Below are 24,045 nucleotides of genomic sequence, written 5' to 3' on the forward strand. Positions count from 1 at the left end.
TCACGCCCGTTCCGCGGCCACCAATTGCCCGGTGTCCCGCGAGCTTTCGGGTGGCGCGAGCGTGGCCGCGCGCCACCGCGCGCCCACGAACAGGAAGAACAGCACCACCAGCAGGATCGCGCGCCCCCACACCCCGAACTGCACGACGCTCTCGATCGTGTCCACCGGATCGCCCGTGCCGATCGTGTAGAAGTAGCGGAACACCCCCACACCCACCGCCGCGTCGGCCAGCAGGTAGCCCGCGATCAGCGGGAACGGCACCTTCAGCAACACCAGGAACGGCAGCAGCCACAGCGTGTACTGCGGTGAGTGCACCTTGTGGAACAGCAGGAAGCCGCACAGCATCGCGCCGCTGACGCCCACCCACGGGAACACCCCCGTCGCCAGGTACCGCTGCCGCCCCAGCCAGATCGCCAGCGCGAACGAGCCGAGCACCAGCAGCGGCGAGGCCACCGAAACGGTGTCCTGGAACGCGGATTCGCTGTCGGCGCCGTCCTCGAAGAGCAACCGCAGACCCCAGTACCAGACGGAATTGGTGGTGATGTCGGCCTGGCGCATCTGCTGGAAGGCGATCGAGGCCCGCCACCCCTCGTAGCCCGCCAGCGCGAAGGGCAGGTTCACCGCGACCACGGTGCCGATCGCGGCGGCCGCCGTCAGCAGCGCGCCGCGCACGTCCAGCGGGCGGCCCCGATCCCGCGCCGCGCCGTTGGTCAGCACGTAGATCAGCAGCGGCAGGACGAAGATCCCCGGATACAACTTCAGACAGAAGCCGAGACCGAGCAGCACCGCAGCGACCACGCCCCTGCTCCGCAGCGAATACCGCGGCAGATACCCCACCACGTAGATCGCGGCGACCGCCGTGGCGACCACCGGCAACTCCCAGTTGTGGAAGGCGTAGAGCACCAGCGGCGGACCGGCCGCCCACAGCAACGCGGCCCGACCCGCCATCCGATACAGCAGCCAGGCGATCAGCAGCGCGAACGGCGCCAGCAACAGCGCGGTGTAGGCCAGGAACTGCGCGTCGGTCTCCGCGCCGATCGCGCCCACCCACATCAGCACGCCGCTGAGCACCGGGTATTCCACCGCGCCGCCGGTCAGCGTGCCGTCGTCGGTGATGCCGCCGCCGATGTAGGGGAAGACGTGGTTGTCGATGTCACGGCCGATCCACAGCAACTGGATGTCGGAGTAACAGACCTCCGCGTCCTTGCGGACCTCGAACGCGGCGCTGCGACCGCTGTCGTCGACCGGACCGGTCGCGCAGCGCGCCTTGTTCGCGTACCCGAGTGCCAGCGTGACCGCGCACAACAGCAGGATCGCCAGGGCGAACACCCGGCGGCGGACCACGCGATCCGCGAACAGCTCGCTGGCGGGTCCGATCGGCATGGACCCACCCTAGAGGAGGGCGGATTTCCGAGGTCAGGGCCTGGTCATGTAGCCTATCCGGGTTGCTGACGCAACGACCCTCCTGCCACGGACCGTCCGTGGCCGTTATGAGTCCACAGGAGGTGATTGGTCCGTGCGTCATTATGAAGTGATGGTCATCCTCGACCCCAGTCTCGACGAGCGCACTGTTGGTCCGTCGCTGGACAACTTGCTCACCGTTGTGAAGACCGAAGGCGGCAAGATCGACAAGGTCGACATCTGGGGCCGTCGCCGGCTGGCCTACGAGATCCGCAAGCAGGCCGAGGGCATCTACGCGGTGGTCGATCTGACCGCGACCCCGGCCACGGTGAGCGAGCTCGATCGCCAGCTCGGCCTCAACGAGTCGGTGCTGCGCACCAAGGTTCTGCGCCACGACAAGTAGTTCCCACCAGCACTCGATCGCGTCGGTGCCTGACTCTAGGCTCTAGCGCGACAAGCGAGTGCACGGCGGACTGCACACCCGAGCAGGAGGAACCTCATGGCAGCAGGCGACACGGTCATCACCGTCATCGGAAATCTGACGGCCGACCCCGAGCTTCGATTCACGCCCGCGGGCGCCGCGGTGGCGAATTTCACCGTCGCGTCGACTCCCCGTGTTTTCGACCGTAATACGAACGAATGGAAAGACGGCGAAGCGCTCTTCCTGCGCTGCAACATCTGGCGTGAAGCCGCGGAGAATGTCGCTGAAAGCCTGACCCGGGGCGCTCGCGTGATCGTGAGCGGACGACTCAAGCAGCGCTCCTACGAAACCCGCGAGGGTGAGAAGCGCACGGTCGTCGAACTCGAGGTCGACGAGGTCGGCCCCTCGCTGCGCTACGCGACCGCGAAGGTCAACAAGGCCAATCGCGGTGGCGGTGGCGGCGGCGGATTCGGCGGCGGCAACAGTGGCGGTGGTGGCGGCAACAACAGCTACAACTCCGCTCCCTCCGGTGGTGGCGGTGGTCGTTCCGGCGGAGCCGACGACGACCCCTGGGGCAGTGCGCCCGCGGCGGGTTCCTTCGGGGGCGGCCGCGTAGACGACGAACCGCCGTTCTGATACGGCTCTCATCGGCCCGGCTCGGACGCGCTCGACGCGAAAGAGCCGGACCATCAGTGATTACGGAGTAACACGACATGCCTAAAGCGCCCGCGCGCGAAAAGGTGCTGAAGAAGAAGGCCTGCGCGTTCTGCAAGGAAGCCAAGGCCGGTACCGTTTCGATCGATTACAAGGACACGACGCTGCTGCGCAAGTACGTCAGCGACCGGGGCAAGATCCGCGCCCGCCGTGTCACCGGCAACTGCGTGCAGCACCAGCGCGATATCGCCGTTGCCGTCAAGAACTCTCGTGAGGTCGCCCTGCTGCCTTACGTGTCGACGGCTCGCTGAGAAGGGTGACACGCACATGAAGCTGATTCTGACCGCTGATGTCGACAACCTCGGTGCGCCCGGCGACACCGTGGAGGTCAAGGACGGTTACGGCCGCAACTTCCTGCTGCCGCGCGGTCTCGCGATCGTGGCGAGCCGTGGCGCGCAGAAGCAGGTCGAGGGCATCCGCCGGGCGCAGGACGCGCGTCGGGTCCGCGACCTCGATCACGCCAACGAGCTGAAGCAGGCCATCGAGGGCCTGGAGTCGGTCTCGCTGACCGTGAAGACGGCGGGCACCGGCAAGCTGTTCGGTTCGGTCACCCAGTCCGACGTCGCCGCGGCCATCAAGACCGCCGGTGGCCCGGTCGTCGACAAGCGCAGCATCGAACTGCCGAAGTCGCACATCAAGACCACCGGCAAGCACCGCGTCGTGGTGCACCTGCACCCGGATGTCGCGGCCAAGTTCGACCTCCAGGTCGCCGCGAACTGATTTCTTCCGCCTCGGCGGATCATTCGGTCGAAGACCACTTCCTCGCGTATGCACGGAAGTGGTCTTCGGCTGTGCGCGCACGTCCGGTTCGGTCAATTGCGGGCTGTTAGCCATTCGACGGTTGTCGATGTGCCGACACGGTTCGTTATGGTGTGGACCACACCCGTGTGATTTCCCCGGGCCTTCTACCTCCCGTTATTCGCCCTGTGGATTACCGAGAAAACCGACCGAGCGAAATGTGATCCAGGTCATAAACCGGACGCTCGCCGTTAACCCAACACGCCCGGCTGTTCAACTTCGCCGACACGCCGAGACTTCATTGATCCACACCCGGATAGATGTCGAAATCACTATCTATCAGCGGGTTCATGGTGGCCGAGCTGGGTTTTCCCCAAGTTGTCCACAGGGGGTGCACACGGTTGGGTAAACAGTCCCCAAGTTATCCACAGCTGTGTGCACAGGGGTGATTGTGGAGCGCCCACCGCGTGCCCTAGGTTCGTCCCGAAGCCGTGGGCGAGCCCGTGGACGTGCGGGAATCGGAACTCTCGGAAGCGGTTTGCTGGAACCGTTCCGAACAGGCCGAGCCCGCAGCGTCGTTCGTGTTCGCACACGCCGAAAACTGTCGGTACCCGGGAGTAGAAACTCCGGGTAGAAACTCATCTCGGGCGCCGACCCGATCGTGGGGTTAGAGAGGACGGTCGAGTCAGGTGACGACCACCGATGACCGCGGGCACACGAACTACCCGCCCGAACCTCCCGGTGAAGACTTCGGCCGCCAACCCCCACACGACATGGCCGCCGAACAGTCCGTCCTCGGCGGCATGCTGCTGAGCAAGGACGCCATCGCCGACGTCGTGGAAGTGTTGCGCCCCGGCGATTTCTACCGCCCCGCCCACCAAGCCGTCTACGACGCGATCCTCGACCTCTACGGCCGCGGCGAACCCGCCGACCCCGTCACCGTCGCCGCCGGACTCGACCGCCGCGGCGAACTCAAACGCATCGGCGGCGCCCCCTACCTCGTCACCCTCACCCAGACCGTCCCCACCGCCGCCAACGCGGGCTTCTACGCCGAGATCGTCGCCGAGAAGGCCATCCTGCGCCGCCTGGTCGAAGCGGGCACCCGCATCGTGCAATACGGCTACGCGGGCGCCGACGGACAAGACGTCGCCGAAGTCGTCGACCGCGCCCAGGCCGAGGTCTACGAAGTCACCGAACGCCGCACCACCGAAGACTTCCTCCCCCTCGAGGAACTCCTCCAACCCACCATGGACGAAATAGATTCCATCGCCTCCCGCGGCGGCATCTCCCTCGGCGTCCCCACCGGCTTCACCGAACTCGACGAACTCACCAACGGCCTGCACCCCGGCCAGATGATCATCGTCGCCGCGCGCCCCGGCGTCGGCAAGGCACTCGCCCTCGACACCCCGCTGCCCACGCCGACCGGCTGGACCACCATGGGCGAGGTCCGTGTCGGCGACGAACTCCTCGACGCGCAGGGCCGACCCACCCGCGTCGTGGCCGCCACCGACGTACTGGCCGGACGGCCTTGCTACGAGGTCGAATTCTCCGACGGCTCCGTCCTCGTCGCCGACGAACAGCACCAGTGGCTCACCGAGACCAGGGCGTCGCGGCGTTCGGCGCGACAAGCCGCGCTCGGACGCAACCGCCAACGCAACCAACGCACCTTCGCCGAAGTCCGCACCACCGCGCAGATCGCCGCCACCGTGCGCTGCGACACCGCCGACCGCCGCCTCCAGCACTCGGTCACCAACACCGCCCCCTTGCACCTCCCCGAAGCAGACCTTCTCGTCCCGCCCTACACTCTCGGCGCGTGGCTCGGCGACGGCACCTCCGCCGCCGCCCAACTCACCACCGCCGACCCCGAGATAGTCGCCCGCGTCGAAGGGGACGGCATCTTGGATGATTTCCAGGCGCGGTTGCGGACCGTCGGGGTGCTCGGTGACAAGCACATTCCGATCGGTTACCTGCGCGGGTCGGAGACGCAACGGCGCGCGTTGCTCGCGGGGCTGCTGGACACCGACGGCACCGTGACTGCGGGCGGGTCGGTGCAGTTCGCGGTGACGAGCGCCCGATTGATCGAAGACGTGCGCGAACTGATCGTCGGACTCGGATACCGCTGCCAGATCTCGACCAAACGGGTGCGAGGGCGCACCGAAGATTCCTCGACCTGCTACACCCTCACCTTCGCCACCGAGGACGAAGTGTTCGGCCTGCACCGCAAGGCGATCCTGCACAAGGAGCGCCGCGCAGGGCGCGGCGTCACCCGCTCGAATTCGCGGTTCATCGTGGCTGTCCGCCCGGTCGCGAGCGTCCCGGTGCGCTGCGTCGAAGTGGATAATTCGGCGCACCTCTACCTGGCGGGCCGCTCGATGATCCCCACCCACAATTCCACGCTCGGCATGGATTTCATGCGGAGTTGTTCGGTGAAGCATGGGTTGGCCAGTGTCATCTTCTCGCTGGAGATGAGTCGGACCGAGATCGTGATGCGTCTGCTGTCGGCAGAGGCGAAGATCAAACTCGGGGATATGCGGTCCGGGCGGATGAGCGACGACGACTGGACGAAATTGGCGCGGCGGATGAGTGAGATCAGCGAAGCGCCGCTGTTCGTGGACGATTCGCCGAACCTGACGATGATGGAGATCCGCGCGAAGGCGCGGCGGCTCAAACAGCGCCACGATCTGCGCTTGGTGGTGGTCGACTACCTCCAGCTGATGACCTCCGGCAAGAAGGTCGAATCGCGTCAGCAGGAAGTCTCGGACTTCTCCCGAAACCTCAAACTGCTCGCCAAGGAACTCGAGGTTCCGGTGGTCGCGATCAGTCAGCTCAACCGGGGCCCCGAACAACGCACCGACAAACGCCCCATGGTCTCCGACCTGCGTGAATCGGGTTCACTCGAACAGGACGCCGACATGGTCATCCTGCTGCACCGCCCCGACGCCTTCGAACGCGACGACCCCCGCGGCGGCGAAGCCGACCTCATCGTCGGCAAACACCGCAACGGCCCCACCGCCACCATCACCGTCGCCCACCAACTCCACCTCTCCCGCTTCGTGGACATGGCCAGGGGCTAGTCCGATTCGTTCCGGCGAGCGGGACGACAATTCTCGTGAGGTGACGCGCGGGGCGGGACCGGACTGTCATGGAAAGCGTCAGTGACGGTGGGTGGGGTGGGTCGCAGGAGGATACGGAAGTGTCACGGGTCGCATTCGCGTAACGCGCGGGGCTGGTACCGCGACGTTCCTGGTGAACATGGCCCTTCGGGGGGGCCTGGTCCTTCCAGCGCACTTCACGAGAATTGGGGATTAGGGCATGGCATTGCGTGGGTATCTCGATCGCTCCCGGGCCTTCTTCGAACGACATCGGATGGCCTCGGCTGTCGCCGCACCGGCGGCGCTCGGGGTGGTGGCGTTGGTCGCCGCCTCGTTGACGCTGACATCGTCGCCCCGAAACGACGAGACGCTGCTCACGACGTCGGTGACCGAATGCCGGGATATGGTCACGATCTCGGTGGCCGGTCGCGGGGATACGCCCGTGGAGGGCACCACGCGGATGCTGGTGGACGCGAACGGCAACGCGCTGCCCGCGGCGATGGCGGGCGACCACAACAGCGAGTGGGTGGATCCGGTGGTGAACGCGCCCGCGGGTGCGGTCGGCCCGGACGCCTATGCCGCGATCTATATCGCCTACCCGGCGAACATGGCCTCCTACGAGGACGCGGTGAACACCGGTGTGGCCAACACCAGGCAGGTCATGCGTGAGATCGCGCAGGCTTGCCCCGATACGCGGTTCTCGATCGTCGGCTACAGCGAGGGCGCGGATGTGGTGCGCCGGGTGGCGATGGAGGTCGGCCATCAGGAGCAGGGCGCGGACGGCAAGTACGGGATCGTCGACCCGGACCAGGTGGTGGGCGTGGTGATCCTCGCGGACGCGGGTCGCGGCCTGGACGACGGTCCGTTCCCGGGTGCGGAGAACCCGTACGGCAATCCGGACAATTTCGATCAGAAGTATCAGACCGGCAAGAACACGGCGGCGGGCCAGGGCGCGCTGCCGGGGACCAGCGGCGATTTCGGCGCGCTGAACGGCAAGATCGCCTCGTTCTGCTCCGACGGTGACCTGACGTGCGCGGCGCCGGAGAACATCTCGCTGTTGCAGTTGGTGGTGAACGTCGGCAGGCAGTTGAACGTCGACGCGTTGGAGAAGGAAGGGTTGACGCCCGCGACCGGTCAGGACGTCGCGGTGACGTTGGGCAAGATCGCGCTGCTCGCGTTCGCCGACATCCAGAAGCAGGACAATTGGATGGCGAGCGACGAGACGTTCCTCGATGTGCTGCTGCGGGTCTCGGACCCGGCCTACGACCCGAACAAGGTGGTGACGCCGGTGGCGAAGCAGGACAAGATCGACACCGAGGAGATGTCGCCGCTGGCCTACCTGCCGCAGAAGGTGCTCAACGAGATCATCGGGCTGATCGTCACGAACCAGAACACGATCCCGGTCGTGATGAGCGATCCGTATCAGCTGACGCTGGGCCCGAATCACAGCGGTCATCACTTCGACTACTGGGAGGACGCGGACGCGGGCAACGGCAAGCCGCTGACCTCGGCCGAATACGCGGCGGCGTGGTTGACGCATCTGGCGAAGCAGGCGCAGGCCGGTGAGCCGGTGGACAAGGCCGCGAAGCCGAATCAGAGCGATATGGCCGCGGTGCAGCAGGCGGTGGTCGAGTCGACCACCAAGAAGTCGGCTGCCCCGTCGACCACGCCGACCACCACGTCCGCGGCTCCGGCCACCTCGACCGCGACCACGACGCCGTCGACCACCGCGCCGACGACGACGGGTTCCGCGCCTGCGACCACCACTCCCGAGAGCACCACGCCGAGCACCACGACGGCTCCGACGACGACCGTGACGCCGGAACCGGTGACAGCGGAGTCGACCGCCCCGCAGTCGCCGCAGCCGGGACGCAGTTCGGTGGTCGAGCATTCCGCCCCGGTCACCGTGATCCCGCCGACCACGACCGCGGCCGAGTCCTCGACGGAAGCGCCGACGACCACCCGCTGACCGGAACGATTCCGCGCGCCGCACCTCGGAAGGGGTGCGGCGCGCGGCATTTCGGCCGTCGACCGCGCGGGTGCGGATAGGGTGGCGAGGGTGCACGACATCGCCGCCGCCTACGACGACATCGCCGCGCTCTACGACGACCACGTCCGCGACCTGCTGGCCGCCCGGCCGTTCGAGCGCCCGATGATCGACCTGTTCGCCGAGTACGTGGAGCCGGGGCCGGTGGCCGATCTGGGCTGCGGTCAGGGCCGTGTCACCCGCTATCTGGCCGATCGGGGTCTGCCGATCACGGGAATGGACGCCTCGACCGGCCTGCTGGCCCTGGCGCGGGAGCGTCACCCGGATCTGACCTTCCGCGAGGGCACGCTCGAGACCCTCGACTTCGCCGACGGGGAGCTGGCCGGGCTGCTGGCCTGGTATTCGCTGATCCATCTGCCGCCGGATCGTGTGACGGGCGTGTTAAGCGAATTCGCGCGGGTACTCCGTCCCCGAGGGCTCGCACTGCTCGCTTTTCCGGCCACCGACGAACCGATCGACGTGGACGCTTTCGATCATCGGGTCGCACCCGCCCACCGTTGGTCGCCGCGCAGGCTCGCCGAGTTGTGTCGCGATCGAGGGTTGGTCGAGGTGTGCCGGATGGTGCGCCGACCGGAACCCGACGAACGGTTCGATCAGGCCTGTCTGTTGCTCCGCAAGGAGCACTGAACGCCGAATACCGAAGCCCCGGTGGAGTTTCCACCGGGGCTGGTCTCGCCTCCCGTGCGCGCCCCTCGACAACGCGGTCGACCACCGCCGAACACCCACGACGCCTCAGGGGGCGACCAATGGAAATCGTGTCACCGATCGATGCCCTGTTCCTGTTAGCGGAATCCCGCGAACATCCCATGCACGTGGGCGGGCTCATGCTGTTCGAGCCGCCCGAGGGCGCCGGACCGGACTTCCTGCGTGACATCCACGCGCGGCTGTTGACCCGCGACGAATTCCATCCGACTTTCCGCAAACGCCCGGCGACCTGGTTGAGCGCGCCGCAGATGGCCTGGACGCGCGATGACGAGGTGGAGTTGGCCTATCACGTCCGCCACGAAGCGCTGCCCGCGCCCGCGGGCGAGTACGAACTGCTGGAACTGGCCGCCCGCCTGCACAGCACCCTGCTGGACCGGCATCGCCCGCTGTGGGAGATGCATCTGATCGAGGGCTTGGCCGACGGCCGTTTCGCGATGTACACGAAGATGCACCACGCGCTGATCGACGGGGTGTCCGGGCAGCGGGTGCTGCGCAAGGCGATGTCGGAGGACCCGGCCGACGATCATCTCGGCACGCCGTGGAATCCGCCGCGCGGCACCGGGCGGTCGACCGAGCCGGGGTCGCGGCTGGGTTTCATGCGCGATCTGTGGTCGGCGGCGACCTCGGTGCCCGCGTTGACGCGCACGGTCACCGAGGCGCTGCTGCACCAGCAGTTGACGTTGCCTTTCGCCGCGCCGCGCACGCTGCTCAACGGCCCGATCGGGGGCGCGCGGCGCGCGGCGATCCGGTCGTGGCCGCTGGAGCGGCTGGAACTGGTGGGCAAGGCGAGCGGGGCGACGGTCAACGACGTGGTGTTGGCGATGTCGTCGGGGGCGTTGCGCCGGTTCCTGCTCGAGCGCGAGGCGCTGCCGGACAAGCCGTTGATCGCGATGGTGCCGATGTCGCTGCGCGGTGCGCAGGACAAGGAGCCGGACGGGAACAAGGTCTGCGCGATCCTGTGCAATCTGGCCACCGATCTGGCCGATCCGGTGGCCCGGTTGACGGCGATCCGGGAGTCGACCGGGCGCAACAAGGAGGTCTACCAGTCGCTGTCGAACACCCAGGCGATGGCGTTGTCGGCGTTGACGTTGAGTCCGGTGGCGATGTCGCTGCTGCCGGCGTTGACGGCGGTGGCCGATCCGCCGTTCAACATCGTCATCTCGAATGTGCCAGGGCCGCGCACGCCGTTGTTCTGGGGTGGGGCGCGGTTGGACGCGGCCTATCCGATGTCGCTGCCGATCGACGGTCAGGCGGCCAACATCACCGTGACGACGGTGGGCGACCAGTTGGATTTCGGTCTGGTCGCCTGCCGCAGCAGTGTGCCGGATCTGGAGGTGCTGCTCGAGCACCTGGAGGCCACGTTGGCCGAGTTGGAGGCCGCGGTCGACACGGTGTGACCACGACGGTCTTCGGCGAAGGTCTTCTCCGCAAAAACTAGAACGTGTTACTGTCACAATATGGTGCACCCACCGATGGGACGGCTCGCCGGCGCGCAATGGCGATACCCGCGTTACGCGGGTCATTCCACCGATATGGGCAGCCGCTCGCCACGATCGCACCAAGCACGGCGTGGCGAGCACGAAAACTCGTTCTAGAACGTTGTCGGTCCGCGGTTCGCGACCGTGGAGCCAGTAAGGGAGACCAGCACCGATGCGTACCGAAATCTGCGACCGGCTGGGGATCGAATTCCCCATCTTCGCCTTCACCCACTGCCGCGACGTCGCGGCCGCGGTCAGCAACGCCGGTGGAATCGGCGTGCTCGGCGCGGTCGGCTTCACCGCCGAACAGCTCGAGGTCGAGCTCGCCTGGCTCGACGAGCACGTCACCGGCGTGTACGGCGTCGACCTGGTCATCCCCTCCAAGTACGAGGGCAAGGGCATCGACGGACTCAGCCCCGAGGAACTGGAAGCCAAACTGGCCGAACTCGTTCCGCAGGGACACCGCGACTTCGCCGAGAAGATCCTGGCCGACCACGGCGTCCCCAAGCTGCCCGACGGCGAACACCACAACCAGTTGCTCGGCTGGACCGCGACCACCGTCGCCCCGCAGATCGAGGTGATCCTGCGCCACCCCAAGGCCAAGCTGGTCGCCAACGCGCTGGGCACCCCGCCCGCCGAATTCATCTCCCAGATCCAGGATTCCGGCCGCCTCATCGGCGCGCTGTGCGGATCGGTCAAGCACGCGCTCAACCACAAGAACGCGGGCCTGGACTTCGTGGTCTGCCAGGGCACCGAGGGCGGCGGGCACTGCGGCGAGGTCAGCTCGCTGGTGCTGTGGCCGCAGGTCGTCGACGCCGTCGGAGACCTGCCGGTGCTGGCCGCGGGCGGCATCGGCAACGGCCGCCAGGTCGCGGCCGCGATGGCGATGGGCGCCGCGGGCGCGTGGACCGGGTCGATCTGGCTGACCGTCGAGGAGGCCAACGTGCCGCCCGCGCAGATGCAGTCCTACATCGACGCCTCCAGCAACGACACCATCCGCTCGCGCGCCTGGACCGGCAAGCCGGCCCGCATGCTGCGCAACGATTGGACCGACGCCTGGGAGAACCCGGACAACCCCAAGCCGCTGCCCATGCCGTTGCAGATGATGGTCGCCCTCGACGGCGTCAAGCGCGGCCACCGGTACCCGGAGGCCGCCAAGGACGTCAACTTCAACCCGGTCGGCCAGGTCGTCGGCATGATGAACAAGGTCGAGCGCTCCGCCGACGTCATCGCGCGGCTCATCGGGGAGTACGTGGAAGCCTGCGAGCGACTCAACAAGCTCAACGAGGGCTAGAGTCAGGCGGGCCATTCCGGCCAGCGCGGATGCTCGCGTTCCAGGACCGGATCGGTGATGCCGCCCCAGCACGCCAGTCGGGCGGCATCCCACCCCGCCAACTCCGAACCGCGCGCGTACACCGCCTGATAGAACGCCAGCGCCGCACCGACGGGGTCGTCGGTGCGGCGCGCGGCGTCGTAGGCGAAGTAGGCCGAATGACCCGACCCCGCGTCCACCCACCGCGCGCCGGCGGGCAGCGGACAGCCGGCGAGTCCGTCGGGTTCGGGGGCGACGTAGGAATAGAACGTCGGCTCGGGCACTTTCTCGTCGCCGAACCAGAACCCCGAACTGACCTCCTCGCGCGAATACGCCTCGCGGGTCACCGAATCCACCGAGGCGGGCATCTCCACGCGCCGGTCGGAGAACCGTTGGACCGCGAGATCGAAGGTGTGCCAGAAGAACTGGACCGGACTGACCTTGCCGGAGTACGTCGCGGTGAACTCCTCCATGATCCGGCCGACCCGACTGAGAGCCTGAAAAGCGTTGCGCGCCTTGTCCGGATCGTAGTCGGCGTGCTCGGTGTCCTCGGCGAACGGCCGGGCGGCGTCGGGCAGGTCGAACGGGTGCGGATGCGGCACGAGGACCTCGACGCCCAGATCGGCCAGACCGCTCATCACCTCGCGATGGAATTCGGCGACCGACCGGTTCGGCAGGTCGATCTCGACCTCGACACCGCGGTCGTCGGCCAGGCGCAGCACGTGGTCGAAGAAGTCGAACGCGCAGGTGAACACCGGGCCGTTGGCGGAACGCCCCAGCGGCACGGTGGTCAGACCGCGCGCGGTGAGGCGGTAGGTGATGTGCCACCAGTGGTTGCGGCGGATGCCCTCGGCCAGCGCGATCTTGCCGACGACCTGGGTGAACCGGTGCAGCGTCTCCTTGGTGGGACGCCACGACTCGTAGGGCAGGGCGGGCAGTGCCTCGGCGGAGTCGGTCATGACCGCTACGGTACGGACCACCCCGGCCGTATGCTGGAAGTTAGCCGCAATCGCGGATCGACCGGGACCGATTCGTCTGAGACAACGGAGGCGTCACGCCGTGGCGGCGTGCGCGCCCTCGGCCTGCTCGACCGCGCCGAGCTGATCCTCGAACTTCGCGACCACCTTGTCGTGGTACATCACGAACAGGTCGTCGAACAGCGCCAACTGCGCCTGCGACGGACCCGAGCCCGACTCCCACACCGCCACCAGCGCGCGCCAGACGAGCACGTGCAGATCCGCCGCGCCCGCGAAGAACGCCTCGACCGCCTCGGGCACCTCCAACACCATCTCCCCGATGGAATTGAAGATTGCCCGCTGCATGCTGAGCCCGAGCGAGGTGAGCAGTCGGCGCACCAACTCCACCTCGATCGCCAGGATCCGGCGCAGATCCGGAACCTCCTGACGGGCAAGGGCTTCGAGTTCGTCGATGGCGGTCTTCAACTCGGCCGGATCGATGTCCTGCTCGGATTCGGTGTAGCCGAGCAGCGCGCCCATCACGATGCCGCGCTCGACCTCGACCACGTCGCGGAACATCTCGATCGCGACCTCGGGCATGGGGATCGAGAACCGGAACAGATGCCGGTACACGTCGATGCCGCCCGCCTCGCGCACGTCGCGGATGGTGAACCCCTTGCCGCGGCGGGCCTCGACGAAGCCGTAGGACTCCAGCCGACCCAGGGTCAGCTGCGCGGTGGCCCGGTTCATCTCGAATTCCTCGGCGACCTGGCGCACCGAGGGCATCAACTGCCCCGGCTGATACTCCCCTGCGGCAACCCGGCGCGCCAGTTCGTCGGCGACGTCGGCGACTACCGTGTGGGATCCCATCGCGATGCCACCCTTTCGTCCTCTGGTGCCCGTGACAACTCGTCTCAGCTACGTCCCAGACAGTCTAGGCCGCGGTTCGGGCGACCGCACCTGTGTAACACTGTTCTGCGCACAGTGTGAGGTGATTCATGACCATTCAACGCGGATTCGACCGCCGGGACGCGGATCAGCGGGGAATCGACCGCCGGGACGCGGAATCGACCGACCTGGGCACGCGCGTTCCCGAACTCGGCGCCGGCGGCACCCCACCGGTGCGGACCGCGGTGCGCAACGCCAAACTCGCCGCGCTGCCCGTCGCCTTCGCGGGCCGCCGCGCGCTCGGCTTCGGACGGCGCGCGCTCGGCCACTCACCCGCCGAGATCGATCGCGACATCCGCACGCGCACCGCGCGCCACATCTTCGAGGTCCTCGGCGAACTGAAGGGTTGCGCCACCAAACTCGGCCAACTGCTGGCCATCTACGAACTCGCGCTGCCGCCGGAACTGTCCGAGCCCTACAAGATCGCGCTGAGCGAACTCCAGGACTCCGCGCCCGCCATGCTGCCCGCCACCGTGCGCGCGACGATGGCCGCTCACCTCGGCCCGCACTGGCGCACGCGCTTCCGCGAGTTCGACGACCGGCGCGCCGCGGCCGCCTCGCTCGGGCAGGTGCACCGGGCGGTGTGGCACGACGGGCGCGAGGTCGCGGTCAAGATCATGTACCCGGGGGCCCGCGAATCGGTGCAGGGCGATCTCGCGCAGTTGCGCAGGCTGTCCACCTTCGCGGGAGTGTTCGTGCCGGGCGCCGACGTCAAGGCCGTCACCGAGGCGATCTGCGCGTGCCTGCTCGAGGAACTCGACTACGCCGTCGAGGCGCGCTACCAGCGCGCGTTCGCCGCCGCGTTCGCCGACGACCCGGACTTCCGGGTCCCCGACGTGGTCGAACAATACGGGGACGTGCTGATCACCGAATGGCTCGACGGCGTCCCGCTCTCGCGCCTGGTCACCACCGGCACCCAGCGGGAACGCGACCGCGCGGGCATGCGGATGGTGCGTTTCGTACTCGACGGGTGCGCGCGCACCACCCTGCTCTACGGCGATCCGCACCCCGGCAATTTCCGGGTGCTGCCCGACGGCAGACTCGGCGTGGTCGACTTCGGCGCGTGCTGCGTGTGGCCGCCGGAAGGTTTCGAGGATCTGGCGGTCGACTACTGCCGGGCCATCTTCGAGGGCGGGCCGTCGGAGTTGGCCGAGGCCACCCGGCGGCACGGATTCGTCCAGGCCGGGCGGGTGTTCGATGTGGACGCGCTGTTCAAGGCGATGCTGCCGTGCGGTGAACCGCTGCGGCACCCCACCTTCCGCATGTCCTCGCCGTGGCTGCGCAGGCAGGTGGTGCGCGCGACCAGGCCGAAACTGTCGAATGTGGCGCGCGAATGCACGATTCCCGCCTATTTCGTCCCGTTCGCGCGGTCCTCGCTGACGTTGATCGGCGCGTTGGCGCAGTTGGAGACCGAGGGCGCCTACCGCGACGAGGTGGTGCGCTCGATCCCCGCCCTGGCCGAGGTGTTCGACCGGGTGGATCAGCGCGCGAGCGGGCCGGTGGATCTGGCGGCGGCTCGGGAGCGGCGGGCCTCTTCGGGCGCTGTCACCGCAGGTCCAGACCGTACCCGCCGGTAACGTCCCAGACAGTTCGTGTCGGCGTGTCAGCCAGCCAGCCAGTCCCGCCAATGCGGGGCGACCAGCGTCGCCATCAAACCGTAGCCCGCAGCACCGGGATGCGCGCCGTCGCCCGCCGCCACCTCGCGCATCCACACCGGACTCTCCCGCAGCGCCCGGTGCACCCGCACGTAGCGCACGCGCGCGTCCGCGCACACCTCGGCGAACCGGTCGTCGAGCGCGGCGACCCGGTCGGCGTGCTCGGGATCGGCGACCGGCGGCGGCGACACCACCAGCACCGACCACTCGTATTCGGCGGCCCGCTCCAGCATCATCGCCAGCATCGCCGCCGAGACGTCGGGACGCACCCGCTCCCGCCCGCCGAGCGCCGTCGCGTCGTTGACGCCGAACGACAGCACCACCCGCCCGTCACACCCCGCGGGCAACCGCTGCTCGCACTCCCCCAACCACCGCGCCCCGATATCCACCGACGTCTGCCGCCGCACCCCCAGGTTGTAGAGGGTCGGCGCGAACTCGACCGAGTCCACCGCGAGTCGCCCCACCCACCCCAGGAATTCGGGATCACCCACACCGGCGACATAGGAATCCCCGACACAGCAGATACGCAGATCACGAGCCACGCGAATATCCTGCCCCGTCCCGAACACCCATGGGGGACGGGCCTTCCGACCGGTTGACTCAGTCCGCCCAGGGATCGATGACGGACACGCCCGCCGCCTCGAACGGCCCGGTGTCGCGGGTGGCGACGGCCATATCCGCCGCCGCGGCGATCGCCGCGATCATGGCGTCGGCGACACCGAGCGCCGCCCCGGCGAGACGGGCCGCGGCCATGAGGCGGGCGTATGCCGCCGCGGCACCGCTGTCGTAGGGCAGGACGCGACCGTCGAACAGCGGCAGGACCCTGGTCTCCAGTTGACGGGTGAGCAGATCACGGCGTTGCCCGGCGGGTAGGACCGCCGCGCCGAATCGCAGTTCACCGACCGTGACGGCGCTCAGGTACAGGGTCCGCACGTCCTGCGCGTCGATCCACTCCACGACCCGACTGTCCGGAGCCTTGCGGAGCGGTTCGCTGATGACATTGGTGTCGAGGATGATCACCGGTCGAGATCCAGCGGTGCGGCGGGTTCGTCGTCCCTGGCGGTGAGGGCGGCGTATTCCTCGTCGGTCACCTCGATCTCGCGGCCGACCTCGGCGAGCAACGAGCCGAGTTTGACCCGGTCCTCGGGCAGTACGGCCTCGGTGATGATCGCTCGCAGTTCGGCTTCCGCGCTCCGACCGCGCGCGGCGGCGCGCATCTTGACGGCGCGGTGTACCTCGTCGGGGAGGTTGCGGATGGTCACGTTCGCCACTGCTGTCACCTGATCCAGTCTGCCATCGATGCAAGCACTTAGGCCACGATGCTAGCACTCGATGGTTATCGGAGGCCAGGAGGAATGGGGCGGGGGTGCTCGCGGACCGGGGTCGATTACGGGGGCGGGAGTCAATAGGATCGCGAGGGTGTTCCGGGAGGGAGTCGAGATGACGGGAGCTGGGGTGGCGGGGGGAGTTCGGGGGCGGGCGCAGCCCGCGTGGTTCACGGAGTTGTTCGCGCATCGGCGGTGGATACGGCGCACGCGGCCGTTTCCGCACATCTACGCGCGTGACGTGTTCGCGGCCGAGTTCTACGAGCGGCTCGCCGAGGAGTACACGCGGATCCGGCGGGAGCGCGGTACGGAATTCCGGGCCACGGCGGTGAACTACAGCGCCACCGGGATGACGTTGGCCGAGGTGCGCGACGGGCCGTTGGCGCTGTTCACCACGCGGGAATGGCACGACCTCGTCGCGGGGGTCACGGGGATCGCGGCCACCGGTGACGTCGAGGGGTCGGTGCACAACCATCCGCCGGGGTCGCCCGGTGGGTGGCCGCACCACGATCTCACCCCGGCCTGGTTCGGCGGTCCCGAGCCGGGGCCGGACGAGATACGCCTGCCCGATCCGCGGGTCGCGCTGAAATCCGGGCCGATCAGCCCGGAGGTGCGCGCGCGGGAGCTGGTGCGCGCGGTGGCGGTCATGTTCTACCTGGGCAATCCGGGATGGCGGCCGGGCGACGGCGGCGAGACGGCGCTCTACGCCGATATCGCCGGTCCCACACCGTATCCCGCGCTGCTGGTGCCGCCGCTGGACAACTCGATGGTGATCTTCGAGTGCACGCCGCGATCCTGGCACACCTTCGCGGGCGGCAACACCGCCGAACGCAACAGCGTGGTCATGTGGCTGCACCGGCCGAAGAACGAAGCGGTCCTGCGGTGGGGAGGAGACAACATTGTCCAGTGGTGAACGTCAGGGGGCGCGCCGGGTCTGCCTGATCACCGGGGCGGGCGGTCTGCTCGGCGACGCGTTCTGCCGCGCCGCCCACCTCGACTACGACATCGTCGCGGTGCATCGCGGGCGTGTCCCGGCGGTGCCGTCACAGCACGAATGGTTCATCGATCCGTTCGATCCGGACGGCGCGGTCCCGGAGAACGGGTCGCGGGTCCACCTCATCGAGGCCGATCTCGCCGAGCCGGGCGCGGTGGAGCGGGTGGTGGATCTGGCGTTGGCCCGCTTCGGCGGGGTCGACCTGCTGGTCAACAACGCGGCGCACCTGCGGATGTTCCCGATGGGCGTGGTCGACGGTGACGCGGCCCTCGACGATTTCGAGCGCACGTTCACCACCAACGTGGCGGTGCCGCTGCGACTGGCGACCCGCTTGGCGCAGCGTTGCTGGCTGCACGACGACGTGACCAACCGCGCGCGCAACCGCGGGGTCGTGAACGTGTCGAGCCTGTCGGGGTCGACGGTGTATCCGGGCGGGCAGACGCTCTACGCGGCGTCCAAGGCGGCGTTGAACCAGTTGACCAGGAATCTCGCGGCCGAGTTCGCCGAATTCGGTGTGCGCGTCAACGCGATCGCGCCGACCGCGTTCCCGCAGGTGGTTCCCACCGAGACGGTGGTGCGCTCGATCCTGGAACTGGATCGCGGGGCGATGTCGGGGTCGGTGTTCGCGGTGGACGCGGCGAACGAGCAGCGGGGGCGGCACGCGCTTTCCACGCCGTGAGGCGGCGAAGGCGCTGATCAGAACGGGTACGGCCGTGCCGGTACCCTCCCGCTCAGGGATGTCGACAGGGTCTCTGGCAGGCTGATCAGCGCCCGGGCGGCAGCGCGCGAGGTCGAACCGCCGCGGCGTGTCAGTGTCGATCGGGTCCGGAAACCTGCTGCATACTCACGCTCTGCGCGGTGGACGGCGTAGCGCCAACTCGATCCGAAAGTGCCGATACGACATGCGAGTCGACGGGCGGGACATCCCGGTCACGGGCAGCCTGCTACAACCGCTGATCCGGCGGACCACTGACATCGTCCGTGTCGTGCTCGCGGCGCTGTGGTTGGCCGTCGTCATCGCCGCCTCGGTGATCACCCGGCCGGAGTGGCTGGCCCTGGAGCGGTCGGTCTCCGACATCGTCGGCTTCCTCACCCCGGACCAGTCGAATCTGGTCTATCTGATCTACGGCATCGCGATCCTGATCCTGCCGTTCGCGATCCTGGTCGAACTGATCATCGGCAGGCAGTGGAAGCTGCTGGCCGGGTACGCGGCGGCGGGTCTGGTGGCCGGACTGCTGCTCTCGATCACCGGCACCGGACTGTCCGCGCCGAGATGGCACCTCCAGGTGCCCGATCGGCTGGACACCTTCCTGTCGCAGTTCCTCGACGATCCGCGCTGGATCGCGATGTTGGCGGCGGTGCTGACGGTGTCGAGTCCGTGGCTGCCGACACGACCCCGGCGCTGGCTGTGGTTCCTGCTGTTGGCGTTCGCGCCCATGCACTTGGTGGTCAGCACCGTCGTCCCGGCGCGGGCGATGTTCGGCCTGGCGGTGGGGTGGCTGGTCGGCGCGGTCATCGTCTGGGTGGTGGGCACGCCCGCGCTGGAGGTGCCGTTGGACGCGGCGGTGCGGATGCTGGCGCGGCGCGGGCACACCGTGACCGCGTTGACGGTGGTGCGCCCGGCCGGTCCGGCCCCGCTGACGTTGGCCGCGGCGGTCGAGGGCGCCGACCACGAGTTGATGATCGAGTTGTACGGCAAGAACCAGCGCAGTTGGGGCGCGCTGCGGATGCTGTGGCGCTGGTTGACCTTCCGCAGCAGCGAGACGGCGGCGCTGCACGGGTCGATGCATCGCGCGGTCGAGCACCGGGCGCTGATGACGATCGCCGCCGACGATCTGGGGCTGGCCGCGCAGACGGCGGTCGGGGTGGCGGCGCTGGATCGCGGCTGGATGCTGTACGCGCACACCACGCCGCGCGGCGCCCCGTTGTCCGACCATGCCGAGTCGGCGCTGCCGGGGGTCTGGACGGCGTTGGACCTGCTGCACCGCGGCCAGATCTCGCACGGTGACCTGCGTCCGGCGGAGATCAGGATCGAGGACGGCGGCACCTTGTTCGCCGGATTCGGCAGCGCCGAGTTCGGGCCCTCCGACACCCAGATCCAGTCCGACATCGCCCAGTTGCTGGTGGCGACGACGGCGATCTTCGGCAAGGAGACCGCGGTGCGCGCGGCGATCGAGGCGCTCGGCGAGCAGGCGATCCTGCTGGCTTCGCGGCGGCTGACGAAATCGGCGATGCCGGGCGGTATCCGCAAGTCGGTGCCGGAGTGGGGTTCGAAGGTGTCGCAGGCGCGCGAGGAGGTGCGCAAGCAGACGGGGCAGGACCGCATCGAGGCCGATCAGATCACCCGGTTCAGCCGCAACCAGATCATCCAGTTGGTGCTGCTGATCGGCCTGGTCTACGTCGCCTACCCGTTCATCAGCGCGGTACCGACGTTCTTCACCCAGCTCAGGACGGCCAACTGGTGGTGGGCGCTGCTGGGGCTCGCGGTCTCGGCGCTGACCTACGTGGGCGCGGCGGCGGCGCTGTGGGCGTGCGCGTCGGGGTTGGTGAGTTTCAAGAACCTGGTGATCATGCAGATCGCCAACACCTTCGCCGCGACGACGACGCCCGCGCGGGTCGGCGGTCTGGCGTTGAGCGTGCGGTTCCTCCAGAAGGGCGGGTTGGGCGCGGTGCGCGCGACCGCCGCGGTGGCGCTGCAACAGGCGGTGCAGATCAGCACGCACCTGAGCCTGCTGGTGCTGTTCAGCATCGTGGCGGGCACTTCGGCGGATCTGTCGCATTTCGTGCCGGACGCGATGATCATCTACCTGGCGGTCGGTGTCGCGGTGGGCATCATCGGCACGTTCATGTTCGTGCCGAAACTGCGTCGCTGGCTGAACACCTCGGTGCGCCCGCAACTCCAGGAAGTGCTGGGCGAACTGGGTCAGTTGGCGCGCGACCCGAAACGCTTCGCCACGATCGTGCTCGGATGCGCGGCGATCACCCTGGGGCAGGCGGGCGCGCTGTGGGCCAGCGTCGAGGCGTTCGGGGGCGGAACGACTTTCGTGACGGTCACGATCGTCACGATGATCGGCGGCACGCTGGCCTCGGCCGCGCCGACACCGGGCGGCGTCGGCGCGGTGGAGGCGGCGCTGATCGGCGGTCTGGCCGCCTTCGGCGTGCCCGCGGCGGTGGCGGTGCCCTCGGTCCTGCTCTATCGCGTGCTGACCTGCTGGCTGCCGGTGTTCTGCGGGTGGTTCACGATGCGCTGGATGACCGAGCGCAACATGATCTGAGAACGCGAGAACCCCGGGCCGCGTCGCCGCCCGGGGTTCTCGAGGGTAGGGATCAGCCGACCACGACGGTCTCGGCGAGCCGGGTACGGATCAGGTCCTCGGCCTCGCGCACCATGCGCTCGATCAGGTCGGCGCAGGTCGGGATGTCGTGGATCAGGCCCTGGGCCAGACCGGCGGTCCAGATGCCCGCGTCGAGATCGCCTTCCTCGAACACCCGGCGGCCGCGGGCGCCCGCGACCAGTTCGCGCACGTCCTCGAATTTGCCGCCGGCCTTCTCGATCTCGACCACCTTGCGGCTGATCTCGTTGTCGGCCACCCGCGCGGTGTTGCCCATCGTGCGGAAGATCAGCTGGGTGTCCAGTTCGCTGTTGGCCACGATCTGTTCCTTGACCTGCTGCGCGATCGAGGACTCCTGGGTGCACAGGAAGCGGGTGCCCATGTTGACGCCGTCCGCGCCCAGCGCCAGCGCGGCCACCAGGCCCTGCGCGTCGGCGATGCCGCCGGAGGCGATCATCGGGATGTCGAGCACGCGCGCGGCGGCCGGGATCAGGATCAGGCCCGGGATGTCGTCCTCGCCGGGGTGGCCCGCGCATTCGAAGCCGTCGATGGAGACGCCGTCGACGCCGATCCGCTGCGCCTTGAGCGCGTGCCGGACGCTGGTGCACTTGTGCAGCACCTTGATGCCTGCCGCGTGGTAGGCGGGCAGGAACGGTTCCGGGTTGGAGCCGGCGGTCTCGACGATCTTGATGCCGCTCTCGACGATCGCCTGCGCGTATTCGGCGTACGGCGGCGGGTTGATCGACGGCAGGATCGTCACGTTGACGCCGAAGGGCTTGTCGGTGAGCTCCCGGGTGCGCGCGATCTCCTTGCGCAGGTCGTCGGGGGTCGGCTGGGTCAGCGCCGTGATGAACCCGAGGCCGCCCGCGTTGGCGACGGCCGCGACGAGCTCCGCGCGACCGACCCACATCATGCCGCCCTGCACGATCGGGTGCTCGACCCCGAAGGTCTCGGTGAACTTGGTACGCAGCATCGCGCCACTCCTCTATTCCGCGCGGGCGCGTCGTCCCGCCCTGTGCCGGGTCGATCGTGTCACGAGGATGGACCCGCATACAAGCGTAAGTAAGCCGGGATTCGCACATTCGGCGAACCTGAACGCTCCGGTAACCCCGGTCGAACGGGTCGAACTGTGCGCATATCACCAGATCGACGGGCATTCGGCTCGTCAAACGCACCAAAGAGACGATTAACGCCCATTCATCTCGGCATCCCTTGCCGGTGGTTTAAGTTAGTTGTTATTCTCGTCTCAGTTAACCCCGTCACCGTGGTCGGATCACACCGCACACCGGTGTCAAGCACCCTCTCGCGACTGCTCGCAGTTCGCGCGGACCAGCACAGCCAAGGAGTTTGTGGCATGACCACTGGTGCACATGCGCTCGACGAACCGCTCCGGTCTCGGCGCAACCACTGGAACAACCAGATCGCGACACACGCCCAGGTGCGTCCGGACGAAGTCGCCCTCCGGTTCCGTGGGCAGGACACCACGTGGCGGCAGCTCAACGACCGCTCGCTGAAATTCGCCGACGGCCTGTCGCGCCGCGGCGTCGGCTTCGGCGACCGCGTGCTGATCCTCGCGCTGAACTACCCCGAATACCTGGAAGCCGTCTTCGGCATCACCGCACTCGGCGCGATCGCCGTCCCGGTGAACTTCCGGCTCACCCCGCCCGAGGTCGCCTACATCGTCAGCGACAGCGGGGCCAAGGCCATCGTCACCGACACGATGCTCCAGCCGCTGGCCGCCGCGGTCAAGGCGCAGGCCCCCGACCTCGACACCCTGATCGTCATCGGCGGCACGTCCGCCGACGGCGCCATCGGCTTCGAGGACTTCCTGGCCGAGGAGGGGGAAGCGCACACCCCGCTCGACATCCCCGAGGACACCCCCTCGCTGATCATGTACACCTCGGGCACCACCGGCAGCCCGAAGGGCGCGATCCTGTCGCACGCCAACATGAACGCCCAGGCGCTGACCTGTATCCGCGCGCTGGCCCTCGAGTCGAACGCGGTCGCCTTCCTGACCTCGCCGCTGTTCCACATCGCGGGCATCGGCAGCCTCACCCCGGCCTGGGTGCTGGGCACCAAGACCGTGCTGCACCCGCTGGGCGCCTTCGACGCCACCGAATTCCTCGACGCGCTCGAAGCCGAACAGGCCACCACCGCCTTCTGCGTGCCCGCGCAGTGGCAGCTGATCTGCGCCGAGCCCACCGTCAAGGAGCGCAAGCTGGCGCTCGAGGCGCTGAGCTGGGGCGCCGCGCCCGCCTCCACCACCGTGCTCGAGGCGATGGCCGACTGCTTCCCGACCGCGTTCAACGTCGCGGTGTTCGGCCAGACCGAGATGTCGCCGATCACCTGCGTGCTCGAGGGCAAGGACGCGATCCGCAAGATCGGCTCGGTCGGCAAGCCCATCCCGACCATCCAGTCCCGCATCGTCGACGACGAGATGAACGACGTCGCGCCCGGCGAGATCGGCGAGATCGTCTACCGCGGCCCGACCATGATGCAGGGCTACTGGAACAAGCCGGAAGCGACCGCCGAGGCGTTCGCGGGCGGCTGGTTCCACTCCGGTGACCTGGTGCGCCAGGACGAGGAGGGCTTCATCTACGTCGTGGACCGCAAGAAGGACATGATCATCTCCGGCGGCGAGAACATCTACTGCGCCGAGGTCGAGAACGTCCTGTTCGCCCACCCGAAGATCCGCGAGGCCGCGGTCATCGGCCGGTCGCACGAGAAGTGGGGCGAGGTCCCGGTGGCCATCATCGCGCTGCACAACCCGGACGACGAACTGACGATCGCCGATCTCGAACCGTTCCTCAACGAGAACCTGGCCCGCTACAAGCACCCGAAGGATCTGGTGCTGGTCGCCGAACTGCCGCGCAACGCCAGCGGCAAGGTCGTCAAGGTGCAGTTGCGCAAGGACTACTCGTCCTGAC

21 protein-coding genes are annotated in these 24,045 nt (G+C 68.3%); 14 read left to right on the forward strand and 7 right to left on the reverse strand.

What is annotated here, in order from left to right:
- Complete coding sequence (locus ON30_RS27045) at nt 1–1,383, reverse strand: glycosyltransferase family protein (RefSeq protein WP_083911701.1); 1,383 nt, start codon at nt 1,381–1,383, stop codon at nt 1–3.
- 133 nt (nt 1,384–1,516) lie between these two features.
- Between ON30_RS27045 and rpsF the strand changes: the two genes are divergently transcribed.
- From rpsF to ON30_RS27090, 9 genes are all read left to right on the forward strand, one after another.
- On the forward strand, nt 1,517–1,804 hold the full coding sequence (rpsF, locus tag ON30_RS27050; protein WP_040711502.1) for a 30S ribosomal protein S6: 288 nt from the start codon (nt 1,517–1,519) through the stop codon (nt 1,802–1,804).
- Nucleotides 1,805–1,900: 96 nt separating this feature from the next.
- A complete protein-coding gene (locus tag ON30_RS27055) occupies nt 1,901–2,458 on the forward strand; it encodes a single-stranded DNA-binding protein (protein WP_040711504.1) in 558 nt (185 codons plus the stop codon).
- A gap of 77 nt (nt 2,459–2,535) precedes the next feature.
- On the forward strand, nt 2,536–2,787 hold the full coding sequence (rpsR, locus tag ON30_RS27060) for a 30S ribosomal protein S18 (protein WP_040711506.1): 252 nt from the start codon (nt 2,536–2,538) through the stop codon (nt 2,785–2,787).
- A 16-nt stretch (nt 2,788–2,803) separates the two neighbouring features.
- Nucleotides 2,804–3,256 (forward strand): 50S ribosomal protein L9, encoded by a 453-nt coding sequence (gene rplI / locus ON30_RS27065; RefSeq protein ID WP_040711509.1) that lies wholly within the window; start codon nt 2,804–2,806, stop codon nt 3,254–3,256.
- Nucleotides 3,257–3,963: 707 nt separating this feature from the next.
- On the forward strand, nt 3,964–6,348 hold the full coding sequence (gene dnaB / locus ON30_RS27070; RefSeq protein WP_040711511.1) for a replicative DNA helicase: 2,385 nt from the start codon (nt 3,964–3,966) through the stop codon (nt 6,346–6,348).
- A 238-nt stretch (nt 6,349–6,586) separates the two neighbouring features.
- A complete protein-coding gene (locus ON30_RS27075) occupies nt 6,587–8,335 on the forward strand; it encodes a cutinase family protein (protein WP_040711513.1) in 1,749 nt (582 codons plus the stop codon).
- A gap of 90 nt (nt 8,336–8,425) precedes the next feature.
- Nucleotides 8,426–9,040, forward strand: coding sequence for a class I SAM-dependent methyltransferase (locus ON30_RS27080; RefSeq protein WP_245554238.1), 615 nt, complete (start codon nt 8,426–8,428; stop codon nt 9,038–9,040).
- A 119-nt stretch (nt 9,041–9,159) separates the two neighbouring features.
- Nucleotides 9,160–10,515: a WS/DGAT/MGAT family O-acyltransferase gene (locus ON30_RS27085; protein ID WP_040711515.1), complete on the forward strand. Its 1,356-nt coding sequence runs from the start codon at nt 9,160–9,162 to the stop codon at nt 10,513–10,515.
- Nucleotides 10,516–10,768: 253 nt separating this feature from the next.
- A complete protein-coding gene (locus tag ON30_RS27090) occupies nt 10,769–11,890 on the forward strand; it encodes a nitronate monooxygenase (RefSeq protein ID WP_040711518.1) in 1,122 nt (373 codons plus the stop codon).
- Nucleotides 11,891–11,892: 2 nt separating this feature from the next.
- On the opposite strand, the gene ON30_RS27095 is transcribed toward ON30_RS27090, so the two are convergent.
- Entirely contained in the window at nt 11,893–12,867 is a 975-nt protein-coding gene (locus ON30_RS27095) for a DUF5996 family protein (protein WP_040711521.1), read from the reverse strand.
- 93 nt (nt 12,868–12,960) lie between these two features.
- Complete coding sequence (locus ON30_RS27100) at nt 12,961–13,734, reverse strand: GntR family transcriptional regulator (protein ID WP_040711524.1); 774 nt, start codon at nt 13,732–13,734, stop codon at nt 12,961–12,963.
- 128 nt (nt 13,735–13,862) lie between these two features.
- Here ON30_RS27100 and ON30_RS27105 point away from each other — a divergent pair, with 128 nt between their 5' ends.
- Nucleotides 13,863–15,389 (forward strand): ABC1 kinase family protein, encoded by a 1,527-nt coding sequence (locus ON30_RS27105; RefSeq protein ID WP_083911702.1) that lies wholly within the window; start codon nt 13,863–13,865, stop codon nt 15,387–15,389.
- 26 nt (nt 15,390–15,415) lie between these two features.
- On the opposite strand, the gene ON30_RS27110 is transcribed toward ON30_RS27105, so the two are convergent.
- From ON30_RS27110 to ON30_RS27120, 3 genes are read right to left on the reverse strand one after another with little or no spacing between them, the layout of a single operon-like run.
- On the reverse strand, nt 15,416–16,009 hold the full coding sequence (locus tag ON30_RS27110) for a GDSL-type esterase/lipase family protein (protein ID WP_040711526.1): 594 nt from the start codon (nt 16,007–16,009) through the stop codon (nt 15,416–15,418).
- Between the two features lie 58 nt (nt 16,010–16,067).
- Nucleotides 16,068–16,487: a PIN domain-containing protein gene (locus ON30_RS27115; protein WP_040711529.1), complete on the reverse strand. Its 420-nt coding sequence runs from the start codon at nt 16,485–16,487 to the stop codon at nt 16,068–16,070.
- Nucleotides 16,484–16,747 carry a FitA-like ribbon-helix-helix domain-containing protein gene (locus ON30_RS27120; RefSeq protein ID WP_245554239.1) on the reverse strand — a complete coding sequence of 88 codons (264 nt, stop codon included), beginning with the start codon at nt 16,745–16,747 and terminating at the stop codon, nt 16,484–16,486. Before ON30_RS27120 ends, ON30_RS27115 begins: the two co-directional genes overlap by 4 nt.
- Before the next feature lie 160 nt (nt 16,748–16,907).
- On the opposite strand from ON30_RS27120, the gene ON30_RS27125 reads away from it, so the two are divergent.
- The 3 genes from ON30_RS27125 (at nt 16,908) to ON30_RS27135 (ending at nt 21,061) form a co-directional block, all read left to right on the forward strand.
- Nucleotides 16,908–17,705: a 2OG-Fe(II) oxygenase gene (locus tag ON30_RS27125; protein ID WP_051030052.1), complete on the forward strand. Its 798-nt coding sequence runs from the start codon at nt 16,908–16,910 to the stop codon at nt 17,703–17,705.
- The gene (locus ON30_RS27130; protein ID WP_040711537.1) at nt 17,692–18,465 is read left to right on the forward strand and encodes an SDR family NAD(P)-dependent oxidoreductase; all 774 of its coding nucleotides are present in this window, start codon (nt 17,692–17,694) and stop codon (nt 18,463–18,465) included. The genes ON30_RS27125 and ON30_RS27130 overlap by 14 nt, the downstream gene beginning before the upstream one ends.
- Before the next feature lie 223 nt (nt 18,466–18,688).
- The gene (locus tag ON30_RS27135) at nt 18,689–21,061 is read left to right on the forward strand and encodes a flippase-like domain-containing protein (protein ID WP_040711540.1); all 2,373 of its coding nucleotides are present in this window, start codon (nt 18,689–18,691) and stop codon (nt 21,059–21,061) included.
- Between the two features lie 52 nt (nt 21,062–21,113).
- Here ON30_RS27135 and ON30_RS27140 read toward each other — a convergent pair whose 3' ends face one another.
- Nucleotides 21,114–22,091: an NAD(P)H-dependent flavin oxidoreductase gene (locus tag ON30_RS27140; RefSeq protein ID WP_174387582.1), complete on the reverse strand. Its 978-nt coding sequence runs from the start codon at nt 22,089–22,091 to the stop codon at nt 21,114–21,116.
- A 381-nt stretch (nt 22,092–22,472) separates the two neighbouring features.
- On the opposite strand from ON30_RS27140, the gene fadD5 reads away from it, so the two are divergent.
- Entirely contained in the window at nt 22,473–24,044 is a 1,572-nt protein-coding gene (gene fadD5 / locus ON30_RS27145) for a fatty-acid--CoA ligase FadD5 (protein ID WP_040711542.1), read from the forward strand.
- The last annotated feature ends 1 nt before the right edge of the window (nt 24,045 follow it).

The sequence above is a fragment of the Nocardia takedensis NBRC 100417 genome (genome assembly GCF_000308695.1).
GTDB lineage: Bacteria > Actinomycetota > Actinomycetes > Mycobacteriales > Mycobacteriaceae > Nocardia > Nocardia takedensis.

Bases quoted from the DNA above. Each gene is read 5' to 3' on its own strand.
- ON30_RS27045 (WP_083911701.1), bottom strand. From the start codon at position 1,383: ATGCCGATCGGACCCGCCAGCGAGCTGTTCGCGGATCGCGTGGTCCGC.
- ON30_RS27055 (WP_040711504.1), top strand. From the start codon at position 1,901: ATGGCAGCAGGCGACACGGTCATCACCGTCATCGGAAATCTGACGGCC.
- rpsR (WP_040711506.1), top strand. From the start codon at position 2,536: ATGCCTAAAGCGCCCGCGCGCGAAAAGGTGCTGAAGAAGAAGGCCTGC.
- rplI (WP_040711509.1), top strand. From the start codon at position 2,804: ATGAAGCTGATTCTGACCGCTGATGTCGACAACCTCGGTGCGCCCGGC.
- ON30_RS27075 (WP_040711513.1), top strand. From the start codon at position 6,587: ATGGCATTGCGTGGGTATCTCGATCGCTCCCGGGCCTTCTTCGAACGA.
- ON30_RS27085 (WP_040711515.1), top strand. From the start codon at position 9,160: ATGGAAATCGTGTCACCGATCGATGCCCTGTTCCTGTTAGCGGAATCC.
- ON30_RS27090 (WP_040711518.1), top strand. From the start codon at position 10,769: ATGCGTACCGAAATCTGCGACCGGCTGGGGATCGAATTCCCCATCTTC.
- ON30_RS27095 (WP_040711521.1), bottom strand. From the start codon at position 12,867: ATGACCGACTCCGCCGAGGCACTGCCCGCCCTGCCCTACGAGTCGTGG.
- ON30_RS27100 (WP_040711524.1), bottom strand. From the start codon at position 13,734: ATGGGATCCCACACGGTAGTCGCCGACGTCGCCGACGAACTGGCGCGC.
- ON30_RS27105 (WP_083911702.1), top strand. From the start codon at position 13,863: ATGACCATTCAACGCGGATTCGACCGCCGGGACGCGGATCAGCGGGGA.
- ON30_RS27125 (WP_051030052.1), top strand. From the start codon at position 16,908: ATGACGGGAGCTGGGGTGGCGGGGGGAGTTCGGGGGCGGGCGCAGCCC.
- ON30_RS27135 (WP_040711540.1), top strand. From the start codon at position 18,689: ATGCGAGTCGACGGGCGGGACATCCCGGTCACGGGCAGCCTGCTACAA.
- ON30_RS27140 (WP_174387582.1), bottom strand. From the start codon at position 22,091: ATGCTGCGTACCAAGTTCACCGAGACCTTCGGGGTCGAGCACCCGATC.
- fadD5 (WP_040711542.1), top strand. From the start codon at position 22,473: ATGACCACTGGTGCACATGCGCTCGACGAACCGCTCCGGTCTCGGCGC.